Annotated in this window: 23 protein-coding genes; 7 read left to right on the top strand and 16 right to left on the bottom strand. The window is 65.2% G+C overall.

Annotated elements, in window-relative coordinates:
• Positions 1-16 precede the first annotated feature (16 nt).
• Positions 17-487, bottom strand: a complete 471-nt coding sequence (gene purE, locus K2Z83_RS03940; RefSeq protein WP_220593877.1) for a 5-(carboxyamino)imidazole ribonucleotide mutase — start codon at positions 485-487, stop codon at positions 17-19.
• 41 nt (positions 488-528) lie between these two features.
• Entirely contained in the window at positions 529-1,659 is a 1,131-nt protein-coding gene (locus tag K2Z83_RS03935) for a 5-(carboxyamino)imidazole ribonucleotide synthase (protein ID WP_220593876.1), read from the bottom strand.
• A gap of 136 nt (positions 1,660-1,795) precedes the next feature.
• Between K2Z83_RS03935 and K2Z83_RS03930 the strand changes: the two genes are divergently transcribed.
• Both K2Z83_RS03930 and K2Z83_RS03925 read left to right on the top strand, forming a co-directional pair.
• Positions 1,796-1,987 carry a hypothetical protein gene (locus K2Z83_RS03930; protein ID WP_220593875.1) on the top strand — a complete coding sequence of 64 codons (192 nt, stop codon included), beginning with the start codon at positions 1,796-1,798 and terminating at the stop codon, positions 1,985-1,987.
• 14 nt (positions 1,988-2,001) lie between these two features.
• The gene (locus tag K2Z83_RS03925; RefSeq protein WP_220593874.1) at positions 2,002-2,973 is read left to right on the top strand and encodes a WYL domain-containing protein; all 972 of its coding nucleotides are present in this window, start codon (positions 2,002-2,004) and stop codon (positions 2,971-2,973) included.
• A gap of 86 nt (positions 2,974-3,059) precedes the next feature.
• Here the strand turns inward: K2Z83_RS03925 and rpmE are convergent, their stop codons facing one another.
• The 5 genes from rpmE to aspS form a co-directional block, all read right to left on the bottom strand.
• The gene (gene rpmE / locus K2Z83_RS03920; protein WP_220593873.1) at positions 3,060-3,359 is read right to left on the bottom strand and encodes a 50S ribosomal protein L31; all 300 of its coding nucleotides are present in this window, start codon (positions 3,357-3,359) and stop codon (positions 3,060-3,062) included.
• A 73-nt stretch (positions 3,360-3,432) separates the two neighbouring features.
• Positions 3,433-3,720: a 50S ribosomal protein L27 gene (rpmA, locus tag K2Z83_RS03915; protein ID WP_220593872.1), complete on the bottom strand. Its 288-nt coding sequence runs from the start codon at positions 3,718-3,720 to the stop codon at positions 3,433-3,435.
• Between the two features lie 52 nt (positions 3,721-3,772).
• Entirely contained in the window at positions 3,773-4,084 is a 312-nt protein-coding gene (rplU, locus tag K2Z83_RS03910) for a 50S ribosomal protein L21 (RefSeq protein WP_220593871.1), read from the bottom strand.
• 170 nt (positions 4,085-4,254) lie between these two features.
• Positions 4,255-5,244 (bottom strand): response regulator, encoded by a 990-nt coding sequence (locus tag K2Z83_RS03905; protein ID WP_220593870.1) that lies wholly within the window; start codon positions 5,242-5,244, stop codon positions 4,255-4,257.
• A 321-nt stretch (positions 5,245-5,565) separates the two neighbouring features.
• A complete protein-coding gene (aspS, locus tag K2Z83_RS03900; protein ID WP_220593869.1) occupies positions 5,566-7,326 on the bottom strand; it encodes an aspartate--tRNA ligase in 1,761 nt (586 codons plus the stop codon).
• Between the two features lie 145 nt (positions 7,327-7,471).
• Here aspS and K2Z83_RS03895 point away from each other — a divergent pair, with 145 nt between their 5' ends.
• Together K2Z83_RS03895 and K2Z83_RS03890 are read left to right on the top strand one after the other, a co-directional pair.
• Positions 7,472-8,275: a WecB/TagA/CpsF family glycosyltransferase gene (locus tag K2Z83_RS03895; protein WP_220593868.1), complete on the top strand. Its 804-nt coding sequence runs from the start codon at positions 7,472-7,474 to the stop codon at positions 8,273-8,275.
• A gap of 98 nt (positions 8,276-8,373) precedes the next feature.
• Complete coding sequence (locus tag K2Z83_RS03890) at positions 8,374-9,927, top strand: acyl-CoA carboxylase subunit beta (protein ID WP_220593867.1); 1,554 nt, start codon at positions 8,374-8,376, stop codon at positions 9,925-9,927.
• Positions 9,928-9,945: 18 nt separating this feature from the next.
• Here K2Z83_RS03890 and rsmG read toward each other — a convergent pair whose 3' ends face one another.
• The 9 genes from rsmG to K2Z83_RS03845 all read right to left on the bottom strand — a co-directional run bounded on the left by rsmG (position 9,946) and on the right by K2Z83_RS03845 (position 16,550).
• Complete coding sequence (rsmG, locus tag K2Z83_RS03885; protein ID WP_220593866.1) at positions 9,946-10,659, bottom strand: 16S rRNA (guanine(527)-N(7))-methyltransferase RsmG; 714 nt, start codon at positions 10,657-10,659, stop codon at positions 9,946-9,948.
• A gap of 1 nt (position 10,660) precedes the next feature.
• The gene (gene nadD / locus K2Z83_RS03880) at positions 10,661-11,275 is read right to left on the bottom strand and encodes a nicotinate-nucleotide adenylyltransferase (RefSeq protein WP_220593865.1); all 615 of its coding nucleotides are present in this window, start codon (positions 11,273-11,275) and stop codon (positions 10,661-10,663) included.
• A 104-nt stretch (positions 11,276-11,379) separates the two neighbouring features.
• A complete protein-coding gene (locus K2Z83_RS03875; protein WP_220593864.1) occupies positions 11,380-11,625 on the bottom strand; it encodes a hypothetical protein in 246 nt (81 codons plus the stop codon).
• 27 nt (positions 11,626-11,652) lie between these two features.
• Positions 11,653-12,561, bottom strand: coding sequence for a hypothetical protein (locus K2Z83_RS03870; protein WP_220593863.1), 909 nt, complete (start codon positions 12,559-12,561; stop codon positions 11,653-11,655).
• A gap of 456 nt (positions 12,562-13,017) precedes the next feature.
• Positions 13,018-13,608, bottom strand: coding sequence for a hypothetical protein (locus tag K2Z83_RS03865; protein WP_220593862.1), 591 nt, complete (start codon positions 13,606-13,608; stop codon positions 13,018-13,020).
• A 468-nt stretch (positions 13,609-14,076) separates the two neighbouring features.
• Positions 14,077-14,874, bottom strand: coding sequence for a DUF4397 domain-containing protein (locus tag K2Z83_RS03860; protein ID WP_220593861.1), 798 nt, complete (start codon positions 14,872-14,874; stop codon positions 14,077-14,079).
• 263 nt (positions 14,875-15,137) lie between these two features.
• Entirely contained in the window at positions 15,138-15,806 is a 669-nt protein-coding gene (locus K2Z83_RS03855) for a hypothetical protein (protein WP_220593860.1), read from the bottom strand.
• A 274-nt stretch (positions 15,807-16,080) separates the two neighbouring features.
• Positions 16,081-16,293: a hypothetical protein gene (locus tag K2Z83_RS03850; RefSeq protein ID WP_220593859.1), complete on the bottom strand. Its 213-nt coding sequence runs from the start codon at positions 16,291-16,293 to the stop codon at positions 16,081-16,083.
• A 92-nt stretch (positions 16,294-16,385) separates the two neighbouring features.
• Positions 16,386-16,550: a hypothetical protein gene (locus K2Z83_RS03845; RefSeq protein WP_220593858.1), complete on the bottom strand. Its 165-nt coding sequence runs from the start codon at positions 16,548-16,550 to the stop codon at positions 16,386-16,388.
• Positions 16,551-16,761: 211 nt separating this feature from the next.
• On the opposite strand from K2Z83_RS03845, the gene K2Z83_RS03840 reads away from it, so the two are divergent.
• The 3 genes from K2Z83_RS03840 to infC form a co-directional block, all read left to right on the top strand.
• A complete protein-coding gene (locus tag K2Z83_RS03840) occupies positions 16,762-17,820 on the top strand; it encodes a lysylphosphatidylglycerol synthase transmembrane domain-containing protein (RefSeq protein WP_220593857.1) in 1,059 nt (352 codons plus the stop codon).
• Positions 17,817-19,106, top strand: a complete 1,290-nt coding sequence (locus K2Z83_RS03835) for an NAD(P)/FAD-dependent oxidoreductase (RefSeq protein ID WP_220593856.1) — start codon at positions 17,817-17,819, stop codon at positions 19,104-19,106. Before K2Z83_RS03840 ends, K2Z83_RS03835 begins: the two co-directional genes overlap by 4 nt.
• Before the next feature lie 174 nt (positions 19,107-19,280).
• The coding region (infC, locus tag K2Z83_RS28695; protein ID WP_370650047.1) for a translation initiation factor IF-3 at positions 19,281-19,979 on the top strand (699 nt) is incomplete at its 3' end.

Below are 19,979 nucleotides of genomic sequence, written 5' to 3'. Positions count from 1 at the left end.
GCAGCGCGCTGCGTCCCTACAGGCTCGCGTTCTTCGCCCGCGACTGCGCGGCCAGGCCCGCTTTATAGGCCAGGACCTTCTCCAGCAGCGCCGGGTCCGACGCGGCGAGGATCTGCACGGCCAGCAGGCCGGCGTTCCGCCCGCCGCCGATAGCCACGGTGGCAACCGGCACGCCGGCCGGCATCTGCACGATCGAGAGCAGCGAGTCGAGCCCGCTGAGCGCCTTACTCTGCACGGGCACGCCGATCACCGGCAGGGGCGAGTAGGCGGCGAGCATGCCGGGCAGGTGGGCGGCCCCGCCAGCCCCGGCGATGATCACCCGCAGGCCGCGGGTGTGGGCGGCCACGCCGTACTCGGCCATGTCCTGCGGCGTGCGGTGCGCCGAGACCACCCGCAGCTCGTAGGCCACCCCAAACTCCCGACAGACATCGGCGGCGCCCTGCATCGTCGGCAGGTCGCTGTCGCTCCCCATCACAATTCCGATCATCCCTGTCGCCTCCCAGCGGGGGTGCGGCCCCACGGCAAAACTCAGATATCTACGAGGTCGGCCGCGCGCAGCGCCAGATCCTCAGCCTCGGACAGCGTCGCCCCCAGGGCGGTGACATGGCCCATCTTGCGGCCCACCCGCGACTCGCGCTTGCCGTAGAGGTGGATGTGGGCGCCCGGCACGGCCAGGGCGGCCCGCAGCGCGTTGGGGCCGACCGGGCCGGCGCGTCGGCCGAGCAGGTTCACCATCACCGCCGCCGGTGCGCGCAGCTCAGTGGGGGCAAGGGGCCAGCCGAGCACAGCGCGCAGGTGGTTCTCGAACTGCGAGGCGACGCAGGCCTCGATCGTGTAGTGGCCGGAGTTGTGCGGCCGCGGCGCAAGCTCGTTGAACAGGATGCGCCCGTCCGCCAGGGCGAACAGCTCGACGCCAAAGATGCCCACGCCCGCAACCGCCTCCACGGCCGCGATCGCTAGAGCGGTGGCCGCATCCGCCTCAGCCGCCGAGATCGGCGCGGGGGCGCGCACAATATGGCAGATATGCTCGCGCTGCACCGTCTCGACCACCGGGTAGGCCCGCGCCTCGCCATCGCGCCCGCGCACCACCATCACCGCCAGCTCGCGCACAAAGGGCACGAACGCCTCGACGAGCAGGGGGCTGCCGCCGCGGGTGAGCCGCCCCCAGGCCGGCGCGACATCCTCGGGGCCGCGCAGGGTGGCGTTCCCATAGCCGTCGTAGCCGTTGCGGCGGGCCTTGAGCAGCAGCGGCCAGCCCATATCGCCAGCAGCGGCACGAAGATCCTCGGGCGCAGCAACCCCGCAGAAGGCGGGCACCGGGATCCCCGCCGCCGCGATGCGCTCCTTCTGGAGCAGCTTGTCCTGCACCAGGGCAAGGGTCGCTCCGCCGGGGAAGACCGGCAGGCCGCGGGCCTCCAGGCCGGCCAGGATGGCCGCGTCGATAAACTCATTCTCAAGAGTCACCAGATCACAGCGTCCGGCGAACGTGTCGAGCAGGGCCGGGTCGTCCCACGCGCCGACAATCTCGGCCTGAGTGAGCCGGCCGGCGGGGCTATCAGCACCGCGCTCGAAGATCACCGTCTCCACGCCAAGGGAGACGGCGGCCTGGGTGAGCATCTGGGCGAGCTGGCCGCCCCCAAAGATACCTAGTCGCGTCATGGTGCGTTATCATAGCGGCAGTTGCGACGCCGCGCAAGCGAGAGTGGGGCGCGGCTCCGGGAAGATGGTATAATGGGCGGAGTATGCCATATCCCGGCCGTGCGCGGCCGTATACCAGTAAACCAGGGAGAACGCGATGCCCACCACAACCCGCAGCCAGCGCCGTCGCCAGCCGACGCGCACGCAGCAGCGCCGCACGCCGGCCAGGGTGATCGAGCCGCCCGACTACTCGCGCGACTACGCCTACGTCCGACGCGACCTGATGATGATCACGCTCTGGGGCGGGCTGCTCTTCGTCGGCATGATCGCGTTCTACTTCTTCATCTAGCCACAGGGGCGGCTGTGGCTGAGGATGACGACCGGATCCGCAGCAAGGCCGCCCGCCTGCGGCGGATCGAGCACCGGCTCTACAACACCCCTGGCGGACTACGCGCGACCGATCTGGCCGACGACTGCGGGGTGGCCCGCCGCACGATCTACCGCGACCTCATGGCCCTCGGCGAGATGGGCGTGCCGGTCTGGGAGGATAAGGGCCGGTTTGGCATCGACCGAGCCACCTACCTCTCGACAGTGCGCCTGAACCTCAACGAGGCGATCTCCCTCTACTTCGCCGCGCGGCTCCTCACCCACCACAGCGACGAGCACAACCCACACATCGTCTCGGCCCTCGACAAGCTGGCGGCCGGGCTGCCGGATCAGACGATCTCGTCCCACATCGCCCAGGCCGCCGACGTGGTGCGGTCGCGCCCGGTGCGCTCCGACTATATCCGCAACCTGGAGGCGCTGACCCGAGCCTGGGCCGACCGGCGCATGGTGCTGCTGCGCTACCGCGCGCCGAACCGCGAGATCACCGAGCGCGAGGTCGCCCCCTACTTCGTCGAGGTCTCGCGCAGCACCCCGGCCGCCTATGTGATCGGCTTCGACCGGCTGCGCGGCGCGATCCGCACCTTCAAGATCGAGCGGATCGAGCGGGCCGACCTGCTCGACGAGCACTACACGATCCCCGACGACTTCGACCCCTACGTGTTCCTCTCGAACGCCTGGGGCGTGATGGACGACGCCGAGGTGGGCGTCCACCTGCGCTTCGAGGCAGAGGTGGCCCCACGGGTGCGCGAGAGCGTCTGGCACCACAGCCAGCGCCTCGTCGAGCGCGACGATGGCGGGTGCGACCTGCTGATGACCATCGGCGGGATCCGCGAGGTGATGCCCTGGGTGCTCAGCTGGGGAGCCGACGTCGAGGTCATCGCGCCGCCGGAGCTGCGCGCCGAGGTCTACGCCCACAGCACGCGCATGGCCGCGCTGTACAGCGCGTAACACCCGCCGAGGCTTTAGTGCGTTAGGCAGACGCATAAAGGGGGCGGGCCACAGAGTGGCCCGCCCCCTTTATGCGTCTGCTGAGTCTAGGCCTCATCGCCGTAGAGCTCCTTGAGGAGGCTCTTCTTCGGCTCGGGCGCGCTGCGGGAGCTCTTCTGCTTCTCGATGCTGGCCTGGCGATCCTGGGCCGCGCTCAGCCGCCGCATGAAGCGGTCGACCTGGCCGGCCGTATCGACGATGCGCTGCTCGCCCGTGTAGAACGGGTGGCAGTTCGCGCAGATCTCAACGCGCATGCCGGAGCGCGTCGAGCCAATCTTCCAGTTGGTGCCGCAGGTCGTGCAGACGATCCCGTCGGTATTATAGTTAGGATGAATACCCTTCTTCACCGTAGTGCTCCATCTTCTGGGAGGGGCCGGGCGCGGCCGGGTTACCTCCCGCTAGGTTCCGATGCGCGGTCAGCTAGTCGGCGGCGGCGGCCGTCTCGGCCAGCTGCGCCACCGGGACGACGCTCACCATCTTCTGGTCGCGCGAGTATGGCTTGAACTCAACATGCCCCGCGACCATCGCGTAGATGGTGTAGTCGCGGCCGAGGCCGACATTCTTGCCGGGCTTGATCTTGGTGCCGCACTGGCGAACAATAATGTTCCCCGGCGCGACGAGCTCGCCGCCATAGCGCTTCACGCCGCGCATCTTCGGCTTGCTGTCGCGGCCGTTGCGCGAGCTGCCCATCCCCTTTTTATGTGCCATAGTGGTTTCTCCCGAGCTTTCAGATAGTTCACGGCGCGCGGGCGAGGGCAGCCTACGCGAGAATATCGCTAATCTTGATCTCTGTGTAGCGCTGGCGGTGGCCGGTGCGGCGGCGGTAGCGCTTCTTGTTGCGGTACCGGAAGACGATAATCTTCTCGCCCTTCTTCATGCCCAGCACCTCTGCCTTCACCACCGCTCCGCTCACCAGCGGGGCGCCGACCTGCACCGCATCGCCATCGCCAATCAGCAGGACTTCGCCCAGCTCGATCTGGCTCCCCGGCTCAACATCCAGCAGGTCGATGTTCACGACCTGGCCCTTCTCAACGCGGTACTGCATACCGCGGTCACGAATAATCGCGTACACGTCCATGCTCCTTGGGCAGCGGTGCAACAGATCTCGTTACGGCTGCGCCAACCGTCACGCCGGTGCTGCTACATCAGATGGTTTTAGACAACAAGAAAAGAGAGCGGCTGAACCGCCCTAAACCTTATGCATTATAACAAAGTCGGCGGGGGGTGTCAAACCTCCGCGCTCTAGCCGCCGCGGGCGATGAGCAGCACATCCTCGCATGCGCGCATCACCGCGATGCGGGCCCAGCCGAGCGAGGCCTGGGGGCCGATGGCGATCAGCAGCAGCAGGCTGTCCATCGTGGCGATCATGATGCTCAGATCCTGGCCCTCGTGGATCACGAGGCGGCCCGGCTGACGCTGGCCAAGGTTCCGGCTGATCTCGGTCATGGCGATGGTGTTCCCCGCCGCCAGGGCGGCCACCACCGTGACATTAATATCGCGCTGGCGGCTCCAGTGGGTCAGCACCATGCCGCTCATATCGGCCAGCACCGCGCAGGCCACATCCGGCTCCATCGCCAGATCCTTGAGGGCCAGGCGCATCTGCTCGATCTGCATATCCGAGTAGCTGCGGCCGCTGCTCCCAGCCCGGTTAGGCGTCAGGCGCATAGCGACCGGGCCATCGCTGAGGCTGCCCGTCTGCTTCTTGGCGCGGAGGGCCGAGAGTCGCTGCCCGAGCGGGCCAGTCGCGGTATGCGCTGGGGCGGGCGGCGGGGAGGGGTGCAGCATAACCTCGGGCGTAACTGGCATGGACACGGCCAGCTCCTCCAGCGAGTGGATCGCCCGCTGCGAGGGGCGCGGCATCTGCCCGATCGGGTTGAGGAGCATATCGACCGTCTGACGCAGCCGGTCTGGCTCCACCGGCTTCGCCAGCAGGCAGTCGATGTTCAGATCGGCGGCGCGGTCGGGGGTGAGATCCTCAGGGCTGACCGTGAAGATGACCACGGCCGTATTTGGGTCGAGCTCATGCACCCGCCGCACCAGATCGAGGCCATTCATCCCAGGCATCTGGATGTCGGTGAAGAGCAGATCGACGGGCTGGCGAGCGATATGGAGCAGCGCCGCCTCGGCTGAGGAGACCGCGTTCACAATGTATGGCGAGTCGTCGCTGAGGGCCAGCGTGACGATCCGCCGAATATCAGGGTCATCATCCACGATCAAGATGCGCTTTGACATCAGATCGACCTCCATGCGACGCCTCCGCCGCCCAGGCGGGGTACAGCGCAGATGTACAGACAATGAGAGGGTTCCACCAGTATAGCGCACGAGCAGACGATCTGCCCGCCTCACGTCTCACTATTTCCTAACAAGACAACGCTGCCCGGATCACTGATTAGTGATCCGGGCAGCGATTAGCTCACAGCACAGCTATAGCGAGGCGACTATGCCCCTGCTCGTGCAGTTTCAAGCGACCTTGTTGGGCACGAGGCAGGGCGCTCGCGCGTTGCAACGCCCAACCCCCGACTCCCAACTCCTAACCCCTGCGCTGAAAGCGCACTACGCCAGGCGAATATGCAGGTCGCGCAGCTGGCGCTCGTCAACATCCGATGGCGCGTTGGTCATCAGGTCCGTGGCCTGCTGCGTCTTGGGGAAGGCCATCACCTCGCGGATAGTGCTCTCGTCGGCCAGGAGCATGACGATCCGGTCGATGCCTGGGGCGATGCCGCCGTGCGGGGGCGCGCCATACTCGAAGGCCTCAAGCATGTGGCCGAACTGCGCGAGGGCCGTCTCCTGGCTGATGCCCAGCAGGTCGAAGAGCTGCGACTGCACCTCGCGGCGGTGGATTCTGATGCTGCCGCCACCGACCTCGTAGCCGTTCAGCACGATGTCGTAGGCCTTCGCGCGCACCTTGCCGGGGTCGCTCGTCATCAGCGGCACGTCCTCGTCCTGTGGCGCCGTGAAGGGGTGGTGGACGGCGTCCCAGCGATTCTCGTCAGGGTTCCAGTCGAGCAGCGGGAAGTCGACCACCCAGCCGAAGCTGAGCAGGTCCGGATCGGCCAGGCCCAGGCGCTGGGCAAACTCGCGGCGCAGCTTGTCGAGCGATGCGGCGACCACGCCGGGCCGGTCGGCGACGATCAGCAGCAGGTCGCCGGGCTGGCCGCCCATGCGCGCGATGATCGCCTGCAGCTCGCCCTCGCCGAGAAACTTGGCGAAGGAGGAGCGCACGTCGCCGCCGTCGGCGGGGATGGCGGCCCAGGCCAGCCCCTTGGCCCCGCCGCCGCGGGCGATATCGGTCAGCTCGTCGATCTGCTTGCGCGAGTAGCCGCCGCAGCCGGGGGCGCGCAGGCCCTTCACCTGGCCGCCGCTCTCCAGGGCGACCTTAAAGACGTTGAAGGGCGTGGCCGCCAGGATGTCGCCCAGCCCCACCAGCTCCAGGTCGTAGCGCAGGTCGGGCTTATCGCTGCCGTAGCGCTCCATCGCCTCGGCGTAGGTGAGGCGGCGGAAAGGGGTCACGACACGCTTATGCGGCACCACGGCGGCGCAGAGCTGGGTGAAGAGGCGCTCGATCAGCTGGATGACATCCTCCTGATCGACGAAGCTCATCTCCATATCGAGCTGGGTGAACTCGGGCTGGCGGTCGGCGCGCAGGTCCTCGTCGCGGAAGCAGCGGGCGACCTGGAAGTACTTATCGTAGCCGGCCACCATGAGCAGCTGCTTGAGCTGCTGGGGGCTCTGGGGCAGGGCGTAGAACTCGCCGGGGTGGACGCGCGAGGGCACCAGGTAGTCGCGCGCGCCCTCGGGGGTCGACTTGATCAGGATGGGCGTCTCGATCTCAAGGAAGCCCTCGGCGTCGAGGAAGTCGCGCATGAACTTGATCACGCGGTGGCGCAGGATCATATTGCGCTGCATCCGCTCGCGGCGCAGGTCGAGGTAGCGATACTTCAGGCGCAGGGACTCGTCCTCGCCGCCCTCCTTCGCAATGTAGAGGGGCGTGGTGCGGGACGGGTTGAGCACGCTGGCCGACAGCGCGGAGACCTCGATCGCGCCAGTGCCTAAGTCCGGGTTGACCGCGTCGGCGGGGCGGGCGCGCACCAGCCCGCGGATCTGAAGCACATACTCGGAGCGCGCCTCGCCGGCCACAGCGTGAACCTCGGGGCTGGCCGTATCGAAGACAACCTGGGTGATCCCGTAGCGGTCGCGCAGGTCGATAAAGATCAGCGGGCCGTGGTCGCGGCGGCGGTGAACCCAGCCCGCCAGCGTAATCTCCTGGCCGACATGCTCCGGGCGAAGCTCGCCGCAGGTGTGCGAGCGATACATAGTCACTCCTGATTGCAGATTGCAGATTTGTAGATTCCAGCACATACGATCCGCCGCATTATAGCACGCTGCTGCGCGGGGGCTGTTCTGCGCTATAATGCTGCCAATCCCTTAGATTTGTATCTTCGTAGCGCATAATGTGGCCGTGAAGCAGTCAGCCCCAAGCCCACAGGTATCGCCCGCCCGCCGGCGACGCATCACGATCCTCGGAGTCACGATTGACGATCTGACCGAGGGCGAGGTGATCGCGCAGGCCGACGCGCTGATCGCCGCCGGCGGGCCGCACCAGCTGGTCACGGTCAACCCCGAGTTTGTGATCGAGGCCCAGGCGAACCCCACCTTCCGCGCGGCGCTGGCCGACGCCGACATCGCCACGGCCGACGGGTTCGGGCTGATCCTGGCGGCCCGCTACCTCGGCATGCCGCTGCGCGGCCGGGTGACGGGCGTCGAGCTGACCAGGCAACTGGCCGGGCTGTGCGCGGACAGGGGCTACCGGATGTTCCTGCTCGGCGCGGCGCCCGGGGTCGCCGCCGAGGCCGCCGCAGCGCTCCAGGCCATGTACCCAGGGCTGATCATCGCCGGCACATTCGCCGGGTCGCCGCAGGAGCGCCACGAGCCATTCCTACGCCAGCTGATCGCCGCCGCCCGCCCAGACGTGCTGCTGGTAGCCTACGGGCACCCGCAGCAGGATCTCTGGATCGCCCGCAATCAGCCGGCGCTCCAGGTCCCCCTGGCGATCGGGGTCGGCGGGACCTTCGACTACCTCTCGGGGCGGGTGCCGCGCGCCCCGGCACCGATCCGCCGGATAGGTCTGGAGTGGGCCTACCGGCTAGCGCGGCAGCCGAGCCGCTGGCGGCGGATCATGAACGCGGTGCCGCGCTTCGCCTGGCGGGTGATCGCCCAGGGGAGCCGGGCATCTCGCCAACCAAACAGACACCCAGAAGTGTAAGGGCGCAGCAGTCGCCCCAAGCGCACACCTGTAAAAGTACAGCCCTTGCAGGGCGACTGCTGCGCCCCCTTCAGCACAACCATACCCGGAGAGGATCTATGTCCCACACTACCGCCGAGAAGATCGAGGAGCTGCGCCGCCGCCGGGCGCAGTCGCTACATAACGATAGCGCGGCCGAGGCCCGCCAGCACGAGCGCGGCAAGCTCACCGCCCGCGAGCGGATCGACGCCCTGGTAGACCCAGGGTCCTTCGTTGAGCTCGACGCCTTCGCCGTCCACCGCACCTCGGCCTTCGGCATGGAGAAGCGCAAGCCCCTGGGCGACGGCGTGATCACCGGGCACGCCACGGTCGAGGGCCGGCCGATCTGCCTCTTCGCCCAGGACTTCACCGTCTTCGGCGGGTCGCTTGGCGAGGTCTTCGCCGAGAAGATCTGCAAGATCATGGATCTGTCGGTGCGCATGGGCGTGCCCTGCGTCGGCATCAACGACAGCGGCGGGGCGCGCATCCAGGAGGGCGTGGTGAGCCTGGGCGGCTACGCCGAGATCTTCTACCGCAACGTGCTGAGCAGCGGCGTTGTGCCGCAGCTCTCGGTGATCGCCGGGCCATGCGCCGGGGGTGCGGTCTACTCGCCGGCGATGACCGACTTCATCATGATGGTCAAGGGCAGCAGCCAGATGTTCATCACCGGCCCCGACGTGATCAGGACGGTCACCGGCGAGGAGGTGGGCTTCGAGGAGCTGGGCGGGGCGATGACCCATAACGCGCGCAGCGGCGTGGCCCACTTCGCGGCCGATGATGAGGCCCAGTGCTTCGAGCAGCTGCGCACCCTGCTCTCCTTCCTGCCGGCGAACAATATGGACGACCCGCCCTACGTCGCGCCGAGCGACGACCCGGAGCGCATGGACGAGTCGCTCCAGACGCTCATCCCCGACAGCCCGCGCAAGGCCTATAACATGGTCACGGTTATCGAGTCGGTGGTGGACGATGGCTTCTTCTTCGAGGTGCAGCCATTCTGGGCGCGCAACATCGTGATCGGCTTCGCCCGCCTCGACGGCAACGTGGTCGGCGTGGTGGGCAACCAGCCGGCGCACATGGCCGGCACGCTCGACATCGACAGCTCGGCGAAGGCGGCGCGATTCGTACGCTTCTGCGACGCCTTCAACATCCCGCTGGTGACCTTCGTGGACGTGCCGGGCTTTATGCCGGGGACGCAGCAGGAGTACGGCGGGATCATCCGCCACGGGGCCAAGCTGCTCTACGCCTACTGCGAGGCCACCGTGCCCAAGCTGACGGTGATCACCCGCAAGGCCTACGGCGGCGCCTATGATGTGATGGCCTCGAAGCACATCCGCGCCGACTTCAACTTCGCCTGGCCCACGGCAGAGATCGCGGTGATGGGCGTGGACGCGGCGGTGCGGATCATCTTCCGCAAGGAGCTCGGCGAGGCGGCGGACCCGGCGGCCCGCATGGCCGAGCTGGTGGAGGACTACCAGGGCCGCTTCGCCAACCCCTACGTCGCGGCAGAGCGCGGCTATATCGACTCGGTGATCGAGCCGAAGGAGACGCGCCCGGCCCTGATCAAGGCCCTGCGAATCGCCCGCACCAAGCGCCAGAGCATGCCGTCGCGCAAGCACGGGAACATTCCGCTGTAGGACGCAGCGTGCTGCGTCCTACAGCGGGCGCTGGCGGGGCATGCCGGGGAGGCGCGGGTAGCGCGAGTCGGTCAGCCGCACCTTCGTGATGATCACCACCGCGTGGGCGTCCAGGCCGGGGATCTCCACCGGCTCCACGCCGACGAGCTCGCCCCCCAGAACATCGATAGCCCGCGCCGCCGCCGCCGCCTCGTCGTGGGCGGCGGCGCCTTTTGGGGCCAGCATCCGCCCGCCGACCCGCAGCAGCGGCAGGCCATACTCGACCAGAACCCGCAGCTCGGCCACGGCCCGCGCCGTCACGAGACCGTACCGCTCGCGCTCGGCGCGGTCGCGGCCAACATCCTCAGCCCGCGCGGTGAGCACCCGCACCCCGGACATGCCCAGCTCGTCCGCCATATGCCGCAGGAAGTCCGCCTTCTTGCCCACCGACTCGACCAGCGTGATGCGTATGCTCGGCCGTAGGATCTTCAGGGCCAGGCCAGGGAAGCCCGCCCCGCTGCCGATATCGGCCAGGCTCGCCGGATCATCGCCCCAGAATCGGGCCAGGCTGAGCGAGTCGAGAAAGTGGCGGCGGTAGATCTCGGCCGAGTCCCTGATCGCCGTCAGGTTGATCCGCTCGTTCCAGAGCCGAAGCTCACGGTCGTATGCGGCGAACTGCGCGATCTGGCCGGCATCCAGCGGGATGCCCCAGGCGGCGCAGGTCTGGGCGAGCTGATCTTCTGGGGGGTGCATATCAGCGCTCTCGATAGAGCCCGTGCTCGGCGATATAGTCGAGCACGGGGTCGGGGATCTGGTAGCGGGCGGGGCGGCCGAGGGCCAGGCGGGCGCGCAGGTCGCTGCTGGAGACGTCGAGGCGCGGGCCGGCGATCAGGGTGCAGCGCTCGCCGACGCCAGAGAGGCGCGACTCAAGCGCCGCGAGGTCTAGGCTGTAGCCGGGGCGCCCGACAATAGCCAGGTGGACCAGCCGGGTGATCTCGGCGGCGCGATGCCAGCGCGGCAGGTCGCGGGCGGCATCAGCGCCGAGGATAAACACGAGCTCCGTAGCGATGTCAAGCTCAGCCCGCAGCGTGGAGAGCGTATCGACCGTGTAGGAGGGCGGGGGGCGGCGCAGCTCCAGGTCAGAGACGGCAAAGTGCGGGTTCGTGGCGCAGGCCATGCGCGCCATCACAAGCCGCTGCTCGGGGGTCGCGCCCTGTGCGTCGTCTTTCAGCGGCTGGCGTGCGGCGGGGACAAAGAGCACCTGTCCGAGGCCGAGGGCATAGCGCGCCTCCTCCGCGATCGCCAGATGCCCGATGTGGATGGGGTCGAACGTCCCCCCGTAGATCCCGATCCGCTGCGCGCTCGTCACCGTCGTCTATCCCCCAGCATAAACACAACAAGACGCGCAGGTGTTATACCACACCTGCGCGATCACAAAGCCAATAGTACGGGTGGTGTCTGCGGAGAGGCTGATTATTCCGCGCCATCCATCTCGCGAGCGTCCTGAAAGAGGTGCCAGATAATCCACGAGATATCGTGCTGATCTTCAGGGCTGATATCGTCCACGTAGGCGCGGATCAGCTCGGCCACATCGGTGCGGGGCAGCATATACACGCGAGAGCCAAGCGATTCGTGGAGCTGGAGGGCGAGCGTATCGGCGAGGTCGAGCATATCGCGCTCAGGGAGACGCCGGTCGGTGCTGTAGCGATACCCGCGCATATGGCCTCACTGGGAAAGTGCAGGGCGCTAGCGGCGGCTATCGCGCAGGCGCGGACGCCGGTCATCGTAGCTCGCCTCATCCTCATACTCTTCCGCATAGTGCGGCTCAACGCGCAGCCGCTCCGTCTGCCCGGCGCGGCGCGGCAGCAGGGCGTTATCGGTCAGGCTCTCGTGGATATAGTCGAGGTAGCCGCGGATATCGTCGTTATCATCGAGGCTGCTGAACGGGACGGCGGCCCCGCTGACCGTCTTCACGCTCTCGCCGATATCGCGCAGCGTGCCATCGATGCCCTTCACCAGGCCACGCATCACGGAGGCGAGCTCCTCCTTCTCCTGGACGGTGAGGTTCGCGAAGCCGATCAGCGCCTTCTCCTGGGCACGCAGCAGGGTGGCGCGCAGGATCGCAATGTCGGCCTGGGTCTGGAGCTCATAGCGGCGCACCAGGTGGGCCTGGCGCACCTGCTCGACCAGCTCCTCGCTGGTGACCGGGGTCCAGAGCAGGGCGGGGATAATAATAAACCCGATGATCCCGATGATCACCTGCTGCAAAATCAGCCCGCTGTTCGCGACGACCGGTTGGATGGCCCACCAGCTATACTGAATCTCAAAGGAGTAGTACAGGAGGTAGAGCGATGCGGCGATGATCACGCTGTAGCCCCATGTGCGCGCGTTGATCTTCTGGAGCAGCATGCCGCCCGGCGACCAGGGGATGAGGAATGAGGTCAGGCTTGGCGGGGCAAGGACAAGAATAGCGGTAAACGCAACCGCAACCACCTGATTACTCGTGAGCTGACTCTGTACACCCCACCAGTAGACAGCTGACCCCACCATTGCGATGAAGGCGAGTATGGCAAGAAGCGACTTGGCAGTGAACTGCCAGCCGCCGCTGTTGCGGCGCCGCTGCCCGCGAACCATGTCGAGGTATCTGCTGCTCACGATCATTCCTTCCGACAGCCGTCAGCTGCTCAGGTATGCAAGCGCTGGCGGCAGTTGACACATTATAGCACAATTGTTCTGCGGATCAAATATCCCTTTTGATGGATATTCCGTCTTTATTGCACCCAGCATCGCCCGCCGGCCAAGGCCGCAGGATATGGAGCCAGCCGAAGGGCCGGGCTGAAGCTACGCTGATTACCTTAGCGCGGACGCGCCCTGCCCATTCGCATGATGGGCAGGGCGCGTCCGCGCAGAGCAATACGTCATGATCGCACATGTGTGCGAGGAATAATAAGACGACCGGCCTCAGTAGAGCCGGTCGAGCAGAGCTTTTATAATTTGGATGGCGATGCTGAGGCGTCGGACGCCCCACGGGCACCCAAGCCGGCGTGTCCATTCTATAAAACCGCTGAATGAGGCTAAATCGTGAAGCTGGCATGCCTTCTAATGATACCTCTACCGAGGCGCAACATTCGGAGTCACAAAAACGTAGGTCTCAATCCAATCCTCACCCCCAGCAGCAGCGATCCTCGCGATAATCGCCGGTGAGAGCGCAGTAAGACCATAGCTTTTATTCACCTGGTATGGCACCTCCAACGCCTCAATCCCCTGTCCACGGAGCGTGAATTGAGCCTGCGCAAGAAAATCGCCAGTAAATGTGCCTAAAATAACATGCTGCTGATTGATTGGATCGTACCACCAAAGTTCACTGCTTAAAGTCGTATAGTTTTGCTGCTGATCAAATACTCTTCGATTGATTTCCTGTGCCCGCCAGCGCTGCTCATTCGTCAGAGGCTGCCGAGTCGGCAGGGTAAATGTTGCTTCAGGTGTTGGAAGCACCTGATCGATCACAACAGTTGCCGTCTCAGTTGGCGCTAGGGTAGGCTCTGGAGCAATGATATCAGTGGGAAACAGTGCTTGTGTGGGAGCGACCGACGTCTCCGAATCCACGGCAGTAGAGATCGTGGGGGCACGTATGCTTGTCGCCGATGGAAGAGCCGATGGCGGAAGACCAACATTGCTCTGCCCACTCTGAAGAGCTTCCATACAGCCGCTCAGTATCACCGAGGCAACAGCTGCTATGAGAACAGCAACAACCCATCGATACCTGCCGAGAAAGGGGAAACGCTGCCTTTCCCGCAGAACCATTCGCACACTTCGCACAATCGCTCGGTTTTCTTCGCGTGCCCTTAGCGCGATCTGGGACCAGAGGCGCACGACATTGCGTCAGCACAATAGACCTGTGCGATTTTACCACATGTTGACTATTTACGACTCATAGTAGGACATTACGCTTTGGTCACAGATTGACATAGTACCGATCACCAAAGACGTATATGTGTTCTTCTTATCACACACTACTAACCCAGATGGTATCATGCACCACAGCGGGTGTCAAGAGCCAAGTGTCAAGGCTTTTCAGAAAATACCGAAAGGACAGGGCAGCAGTCGTTGGCGCACTGCTGCCCTGTCCTCCACATCTACCGGCGTCAGGCCTATCGTGTACGACTTACGCTAGGCAGCTCGGCGGCGGATGAGCAACGCTCCGGCGACGAGCATCGTCGCAGCCAGAACCAGGATGAGCCCCAGAGGCGAGACATCACCGGCGGCAGTATTCGGCAGGCTGGTGGGGGCAGCGCTCGACGCCGCGACCGGGTCGCTCACTGCCAACTCCGGCTTGATACTTGCGACGACGTTCGTCGCGAAGACGCTATAGATCTTGCCGGCGGCAAGGCTCGTGCCAGGCAGGTCGATCACAACAGCGCTGGCACCGGCGGGCGTCACCTGCAGGTCGTAGCTACCGGCAGGAACCTCCAGGTAGTCGCTGGCATTGGGGAAGGCCAGGCCAGAGATGAGGGTGGTGCCACTCGCGAGCTTCACATCGACGGCCGGGGCATCGGGGGAGAAGTGGTAGACCCGCACCTTGGCCTGGCCACTGGCCGGGGCGCTCAGATCGTCGACGATAATCGTCGGGGAGATCGCGGCAACCGGGCCGGTCGCGGCGATGGTGTAGGCCTTACCGGCCTCAACCGTAGCATTGGCGTCGATCACCGCGTCGCTCGCCGGCGCGCCAGCGGGGGTGACCTGCACGCGGTAGGTGCCGGCCGGAAGATCGAGGTAGTCGCTTGCCGTAAAGAAGGGGACATCGCTCAGAGTCTTGCTGCCGTTCACATAGACATCAACGGCGGGAGCGTCGGGCGAGGCGTGCAGAACGCGAACTTTGGCAGTGCCCTGGGCGAAGGCCGAGGGGATCATGGCCAGGGCGAGGAACAGAGCGGCGAGGCTCAGAACAGTTGCCTTACGAAGAGTCATTGGGTTCCTCCTAAGTACGCAGAGATGCGCAGTGTGTTTCTCTTGAGCGCTGGTGGCGATTGAGGTTGCCCACGGGCCAGCCGCGACAATGGCTGCGGGTGAACATCTTTCGCAAATGACTTGCACACCCAGGCGCTCTATCAACCTCTACGCGCGCTTGCACCAGGTGGATGTGTCTGACCCAAAGATCTCCTAAACAGAAACGGGCGCCGCGACGTATTGTCGCGACGCCCGTCAGCACCGCAAGAGCGGCAACGCGCGATCTAGCGATGGAAGATCACTGGTCGAACCCGCAGCATCAGACCTAAATCGACGAGGATGTGGATGAGCACAACCGTCCAGATATCCTGGTACAGCCAGAAGCAGGCGCTCCAACCAACAACCAGGGCGACCTCGGCCATAGGCCGAAGCTTGCGAATCGACTGCGAGCGCGGCGACTCATCGAGATGCGGCGGCAGCAGGCGCAGCCAGAAGAGCCCGTGGATGAGGCCGCCATAGATAGAGAAGAAGATCAGCCCGACCACAAAACCGGCGACACTGGCGGCTGCGGGGGCGAAGAGGCCGACGGCCCAGGAGCCAAGCATCGCGCCAAGCCAGTACACAACGGCGAATGCGAGCGTCTCGAAGAAGCCATTGCCAAGCGAGAAGATCAGGGTGGGCAATGGCAAAAACGGCCGGTCATCGTGTCGAGCGACCAGCACATAGAGCACCTGGCTTAGCGCGAAGGTGATCACGAGGTAGGCCACAAACCCCAGGTTCGCGAACGTTGTAGGAACTGCCCACGATCTGAGCCAGCTCTGGAGCGCGACAACACCCAGCACAAGCGAGATACCCCAGTAGATGAGGATAGCCCGCTCGGGGTGCGCCATGCCCATACGTACATACGTGATCTCGGACTTGGTCGTCGTCGCGTTTTCTAGTTGGACATCCATGGGATGCTCCACATTATTCGTGATTACTGCCCAGGGCTCATCGCACAGCTTTTGCAACGCATACATACAAGGCTTGTCCAGGAAATGCCCGAGATCATGCCATATGTAAGCGCAAACGTATTGATCTGCGCAATAAGATTGCTTATATGTAATAAGTATACTACCATCTGCCTAAAATGACAAGAGGGCCGCACCGTTTGTGCAAGCCCTCTCTCGTCATCACCAGCCCGCGTGCTATGCGGGCACACGCAGCGCTCAAATTGTGTTGGTTCCGCTACTCGGCGGGAGTATCCTCGTGATGGAGTGCTGGACGCCGCGCACCACGCGGGAGGTTGAGGATCTCAGCGCCATCGTCGTCATCATGGCTCTGGTGCGCCCCGTGCCCCACCCCGTACTCCGTCACCAGGCTCGCAGCGCGGATCCGTCGCTCATACTCACGCTCGACCACCGCACGTAGCCGCCCCAGCCATCCATCTCGCTCTGCCATAGCCGCACCACCTTATGTATCATCCATACTATCATCCTCAGGCGATAGGAGCGGCATCTATTATACACGAGAGGATCGCGAGGGCAATGCGATTAGGCGGCCTCACGAAAGTACTGGCCGTTGATCAGCTCGAAGACCAGTTGATCCAGCGTGACCTCGGCCTCCTGGTAGGTACGAGCGAAGCCCACAAGCTCGCCATCCAGGTACATGGCAAAATCCCGCGTCTCCGGGTCATAGACGATTTCTTTCTCGTACATCGTCGTCTGCCTTTCCGGGCCTCGCCCGTGATGATGGTGTCGTCCCGACGACGGCGGAATCACCGTCGTGATAGTTGTATTTGCCCTACTCACAGTATAGCACGAGTGTTCTGTTTTTACAAGTGGCTGTGTGAGACAGCTCCTACTTTGACAAGGGCTAGCGCCCGGCGGTATGATGAGGCGTCATTATCCGCTAGCAGGAGGGTACGGATTGCGTAGCTGGAAGTTATGGGTCGGCCTGCTGATAAGCGCCATCTTCATCGGTATCGCGCTCCAAGGCCTTGATCTCGGGAAGTTCTGGCAAACCCTCCGCAGCGCAAACTACTGGTGGCTCGTGCCAGGCGTGGGTGTCTATGGAGCTGTTGTCTGGGTACGCACGTGGCGCTGGCACGCGATGCTGACGCATATCAAGCCGATCCCGACACGCCGGCTCTTCCCGGTGGTGGTGATCGGCTACATGGGCAACAACGTCTACCCGGCGCGGGCCGGCGAGGTGCTGCGCAGCTACGTGCTGCGCCGCAAGGAGGGGGTGCCGATGAGCGCCTCGCTCGCCACGGTGGTGCTGGAGCGGCTCTTCGACGGCCTGGTGATGCTACTCTTTGTGTTCGCCACGCTACCCTTCGCGCCGCTACCGCCCACCTACCGCTGGCTGGTGATCGGCTTCAGCATCCTATTCGGGGTGGCGCTGCTCACCTTTATGCTCCTGGCAGCCCAGCCCGCGCGGATGAGCCGGCTCTACACGCTGGCCGTCGACACCTTCGCCCCGCCGGCCATCAGGCCGCGCATCCACGGGCTCTTCGACCGATTCATCATCGGCCTCCAGTCGCTGCGCAGCCCGCGCGAGCTGGCGGTTATCTTCCTCACCTCGACAGTCATCTGGCTGGGCGAGACGCTCAAGTACTGGTTTGTCATGCACGCCTTCCCTTTCAGCGTCTCCTTCCCAGTGCTGATGCTGATGACGGCGGTGGTGAACCTGTTCACCACCATCCCTTCGACCCCGGGCTATGTCGGCACCTTCGACGCGCCGGGGATCGCCGTGCTCACCCAGTTCGGCGTCCCGCAGGCGATCGCCACCGGCTATACCCTGGTGCTCCACGTGGCGCTCTGGCTGCCGATCACCGTGCTCGGCGCATTCTATATGCTGCGCGAGAGCATCGGCTGGCGCGATATGGAGCGGGCCGCAGCGATCAAGGAGCACCCGGGCGACGCGCCCAACCCCGACTCGCCTGAACCTGAGCGCGATGATGTCGCCCCTGGAGTGCTACCGTGAAAATTGCGATTGTTGGTGCCGGCATCGCCGGACTGTCGGCGGCCTATGACCTTGCCCGCGGCGGCCACGAGGTGGCGGTCTTTGAGGCCGGCCAGGTGGCCGGCGGGCTGGCCGCCGGCTTCCGCGATGAGCGCTGGGACTGGCCGCTGGAGCGCTTCTACCACCATATCTTTCAGACTGACGCCGCGATCATTAAATTGACGGAGGAGATCGGCTTCACCCGTGAGCTGTTCTTCCGCAGCGCGGTGACGGCGCAGTGGTGGCATGATCGACCCTACGCCCTGGACGGCGTGCTGCCAGTGCTGCGCTTCCCGGGGCTCCCCTTCCCCGACCGGGTGCGCTTCGGGGCGGCGATCGCCTACCTGAAGTATGTGACCAATAACTGGCGGCGGCTTGAGGGCACCACGGCCGCGAGCTGGACGCGGCGCTGGATGGGCAAGCCGGCCTACACGACGCTGATCCGCCCGCTGCTTGAGGGCAAGTTCGGCCCGCACGCCGACGAGGTGAACATGGCCTGGCTCTGGTCGCGCTTTAAGGCGCGCAGCTTCAAGCTGGGCTACTTCCAGGGCGGGTTCCAAGGCTTTGTCGATGCGCTCCAGAGGGCGGTTGAGGCCAAGGGGGCGAGAGTCCACCTGAACACGGCGGCGAGCGCCGCCCACCAGCTGGAGGATGGCCGCTGGGAGCTGATCACGCCGGGGGCGCCGGCGATCACCTTCGACCAGCTGCTCGTCACCGGGTCGCCGCAGCTGCTGTCGCGCCTGGCGCCGCAGCTGCCCGCCAGCTACCTGGGGCAGCTGAAGCAGCTGCGCTCGATGGGCGCCGTCGTGCTAACCCTGGCCCTGCGCCAGCAGCTGCTCGACACCGTCTACTGGCTGATGCCGCCAAAGGGCGAGTTCCCCTTCCTGGCCCTCGTCGAGCACACGAACTTTATCGAGGCCGAGCACTATGGCGGCGACCGGCTAGTCTACTGCGGCGACTATCTGGAGCCAGACCACGAGTACTTCCGGCTGAGCGAGGACGAGCTGCTTGAGCGCTTCCTGCCGGCGCTGAAGCGGGTGAACCCGGCGTTTGAGCGCAGCTGGGTGCGCGCCCACTGGCTGCACCGCGAGCCCTACGCCCAGCCGATCGTGCCGCTGAACCATAGCCGCAACATCCCGCCGATCACCACGCCGCTGCGCGGGCTGCACTGGGCCAGCATGAGCCAGGTCTACCCCTGGGACCGCGGCACAAACTTCGCCGTGGAGCTGGGACGGCGGGCGGCGGCCGAGATCACTACGGCCACGTAGCCTGTCGAGAGACGCTCTGTCCGTTTGACCAGCGCCTGCCTGACTGCTATAATACCGCTTCGGTATCGGATGGTCACAAGATGGCCACCTGTCGCCCTGCCAGGAACGCCAGGGCCGCAGCACCTTCCAAACGCAGCGATCAGCGCCAGCCGTATCGGTCTGGCTGTTGGTCATGTGCGGATTGCTGCATCTGATAGACGAAGGAGTCGCGCTATTAGAGACCGGTTTCGCATCAACAACCGTATCCGCGCGCGTGAGGTTCGCCTGATCGACGAGAACGGGACACAGGTCGGGATTGTCTCGGTGCGCGAGGCGGTTGCTCTTGCCGAAGAGCGCGGCCTCGACCTTGTTGAGGTGGCCCCTAACGCTGTGCCGCCCGTCTGCCGCCTGCTCGACTACGGCAAGTTCCGCTACGAGCAGAGTCAGAAGGAGCGCGAGGCGCGCAAGAACCAAAAGCAGGCAGAGCTCAAGCAGATCCGCCTGATGCCCAAGACCGACGATCACGACATGACGGTGAAGGCCAACCAGGCGCGGCGCTTCCTGCTGCGAGGCGACAAGGTCAAGTTCAACGTACGCTTCCGCGGGCGCGAGATGGCCCACCCCGACATCGGGCGGAAGATGCTAGAGCAGATCGCAGAGCAGCTGCGCGATATCTCGGTGGTTGAGCAGAAGCCGCTGATGGAGGGCCGCGTGCTCTCGCTGCTGCTCGCGCCCACCGCCAAGGTGATCAAGGCCGCCCAGCAGGCGCAGAAGGCCCAGGCCCAGCAGCCGCGGCTGGCGAAGATAGCGGCGGAGAGCGGGGGTGAGTCGAGCGCTGAGCCAGAGCTCGACGACGAGGAGCTCGACGACGAGGAGCTCGACGACGAGGAGCTC

This window comes from Oscillochloris sp. ZM17-4, from assembly GCF_019599295.1.
Lineage (GTDB): Bacteria > Chloroflexota > Chloroflexia > Chloroflexales > Chloroflexaceae > Oscillochloris.
Note: the sequence above shows the minus strand (reverse complement) of the source record. Positions and strands in the feature narration are given on the sequence as shown.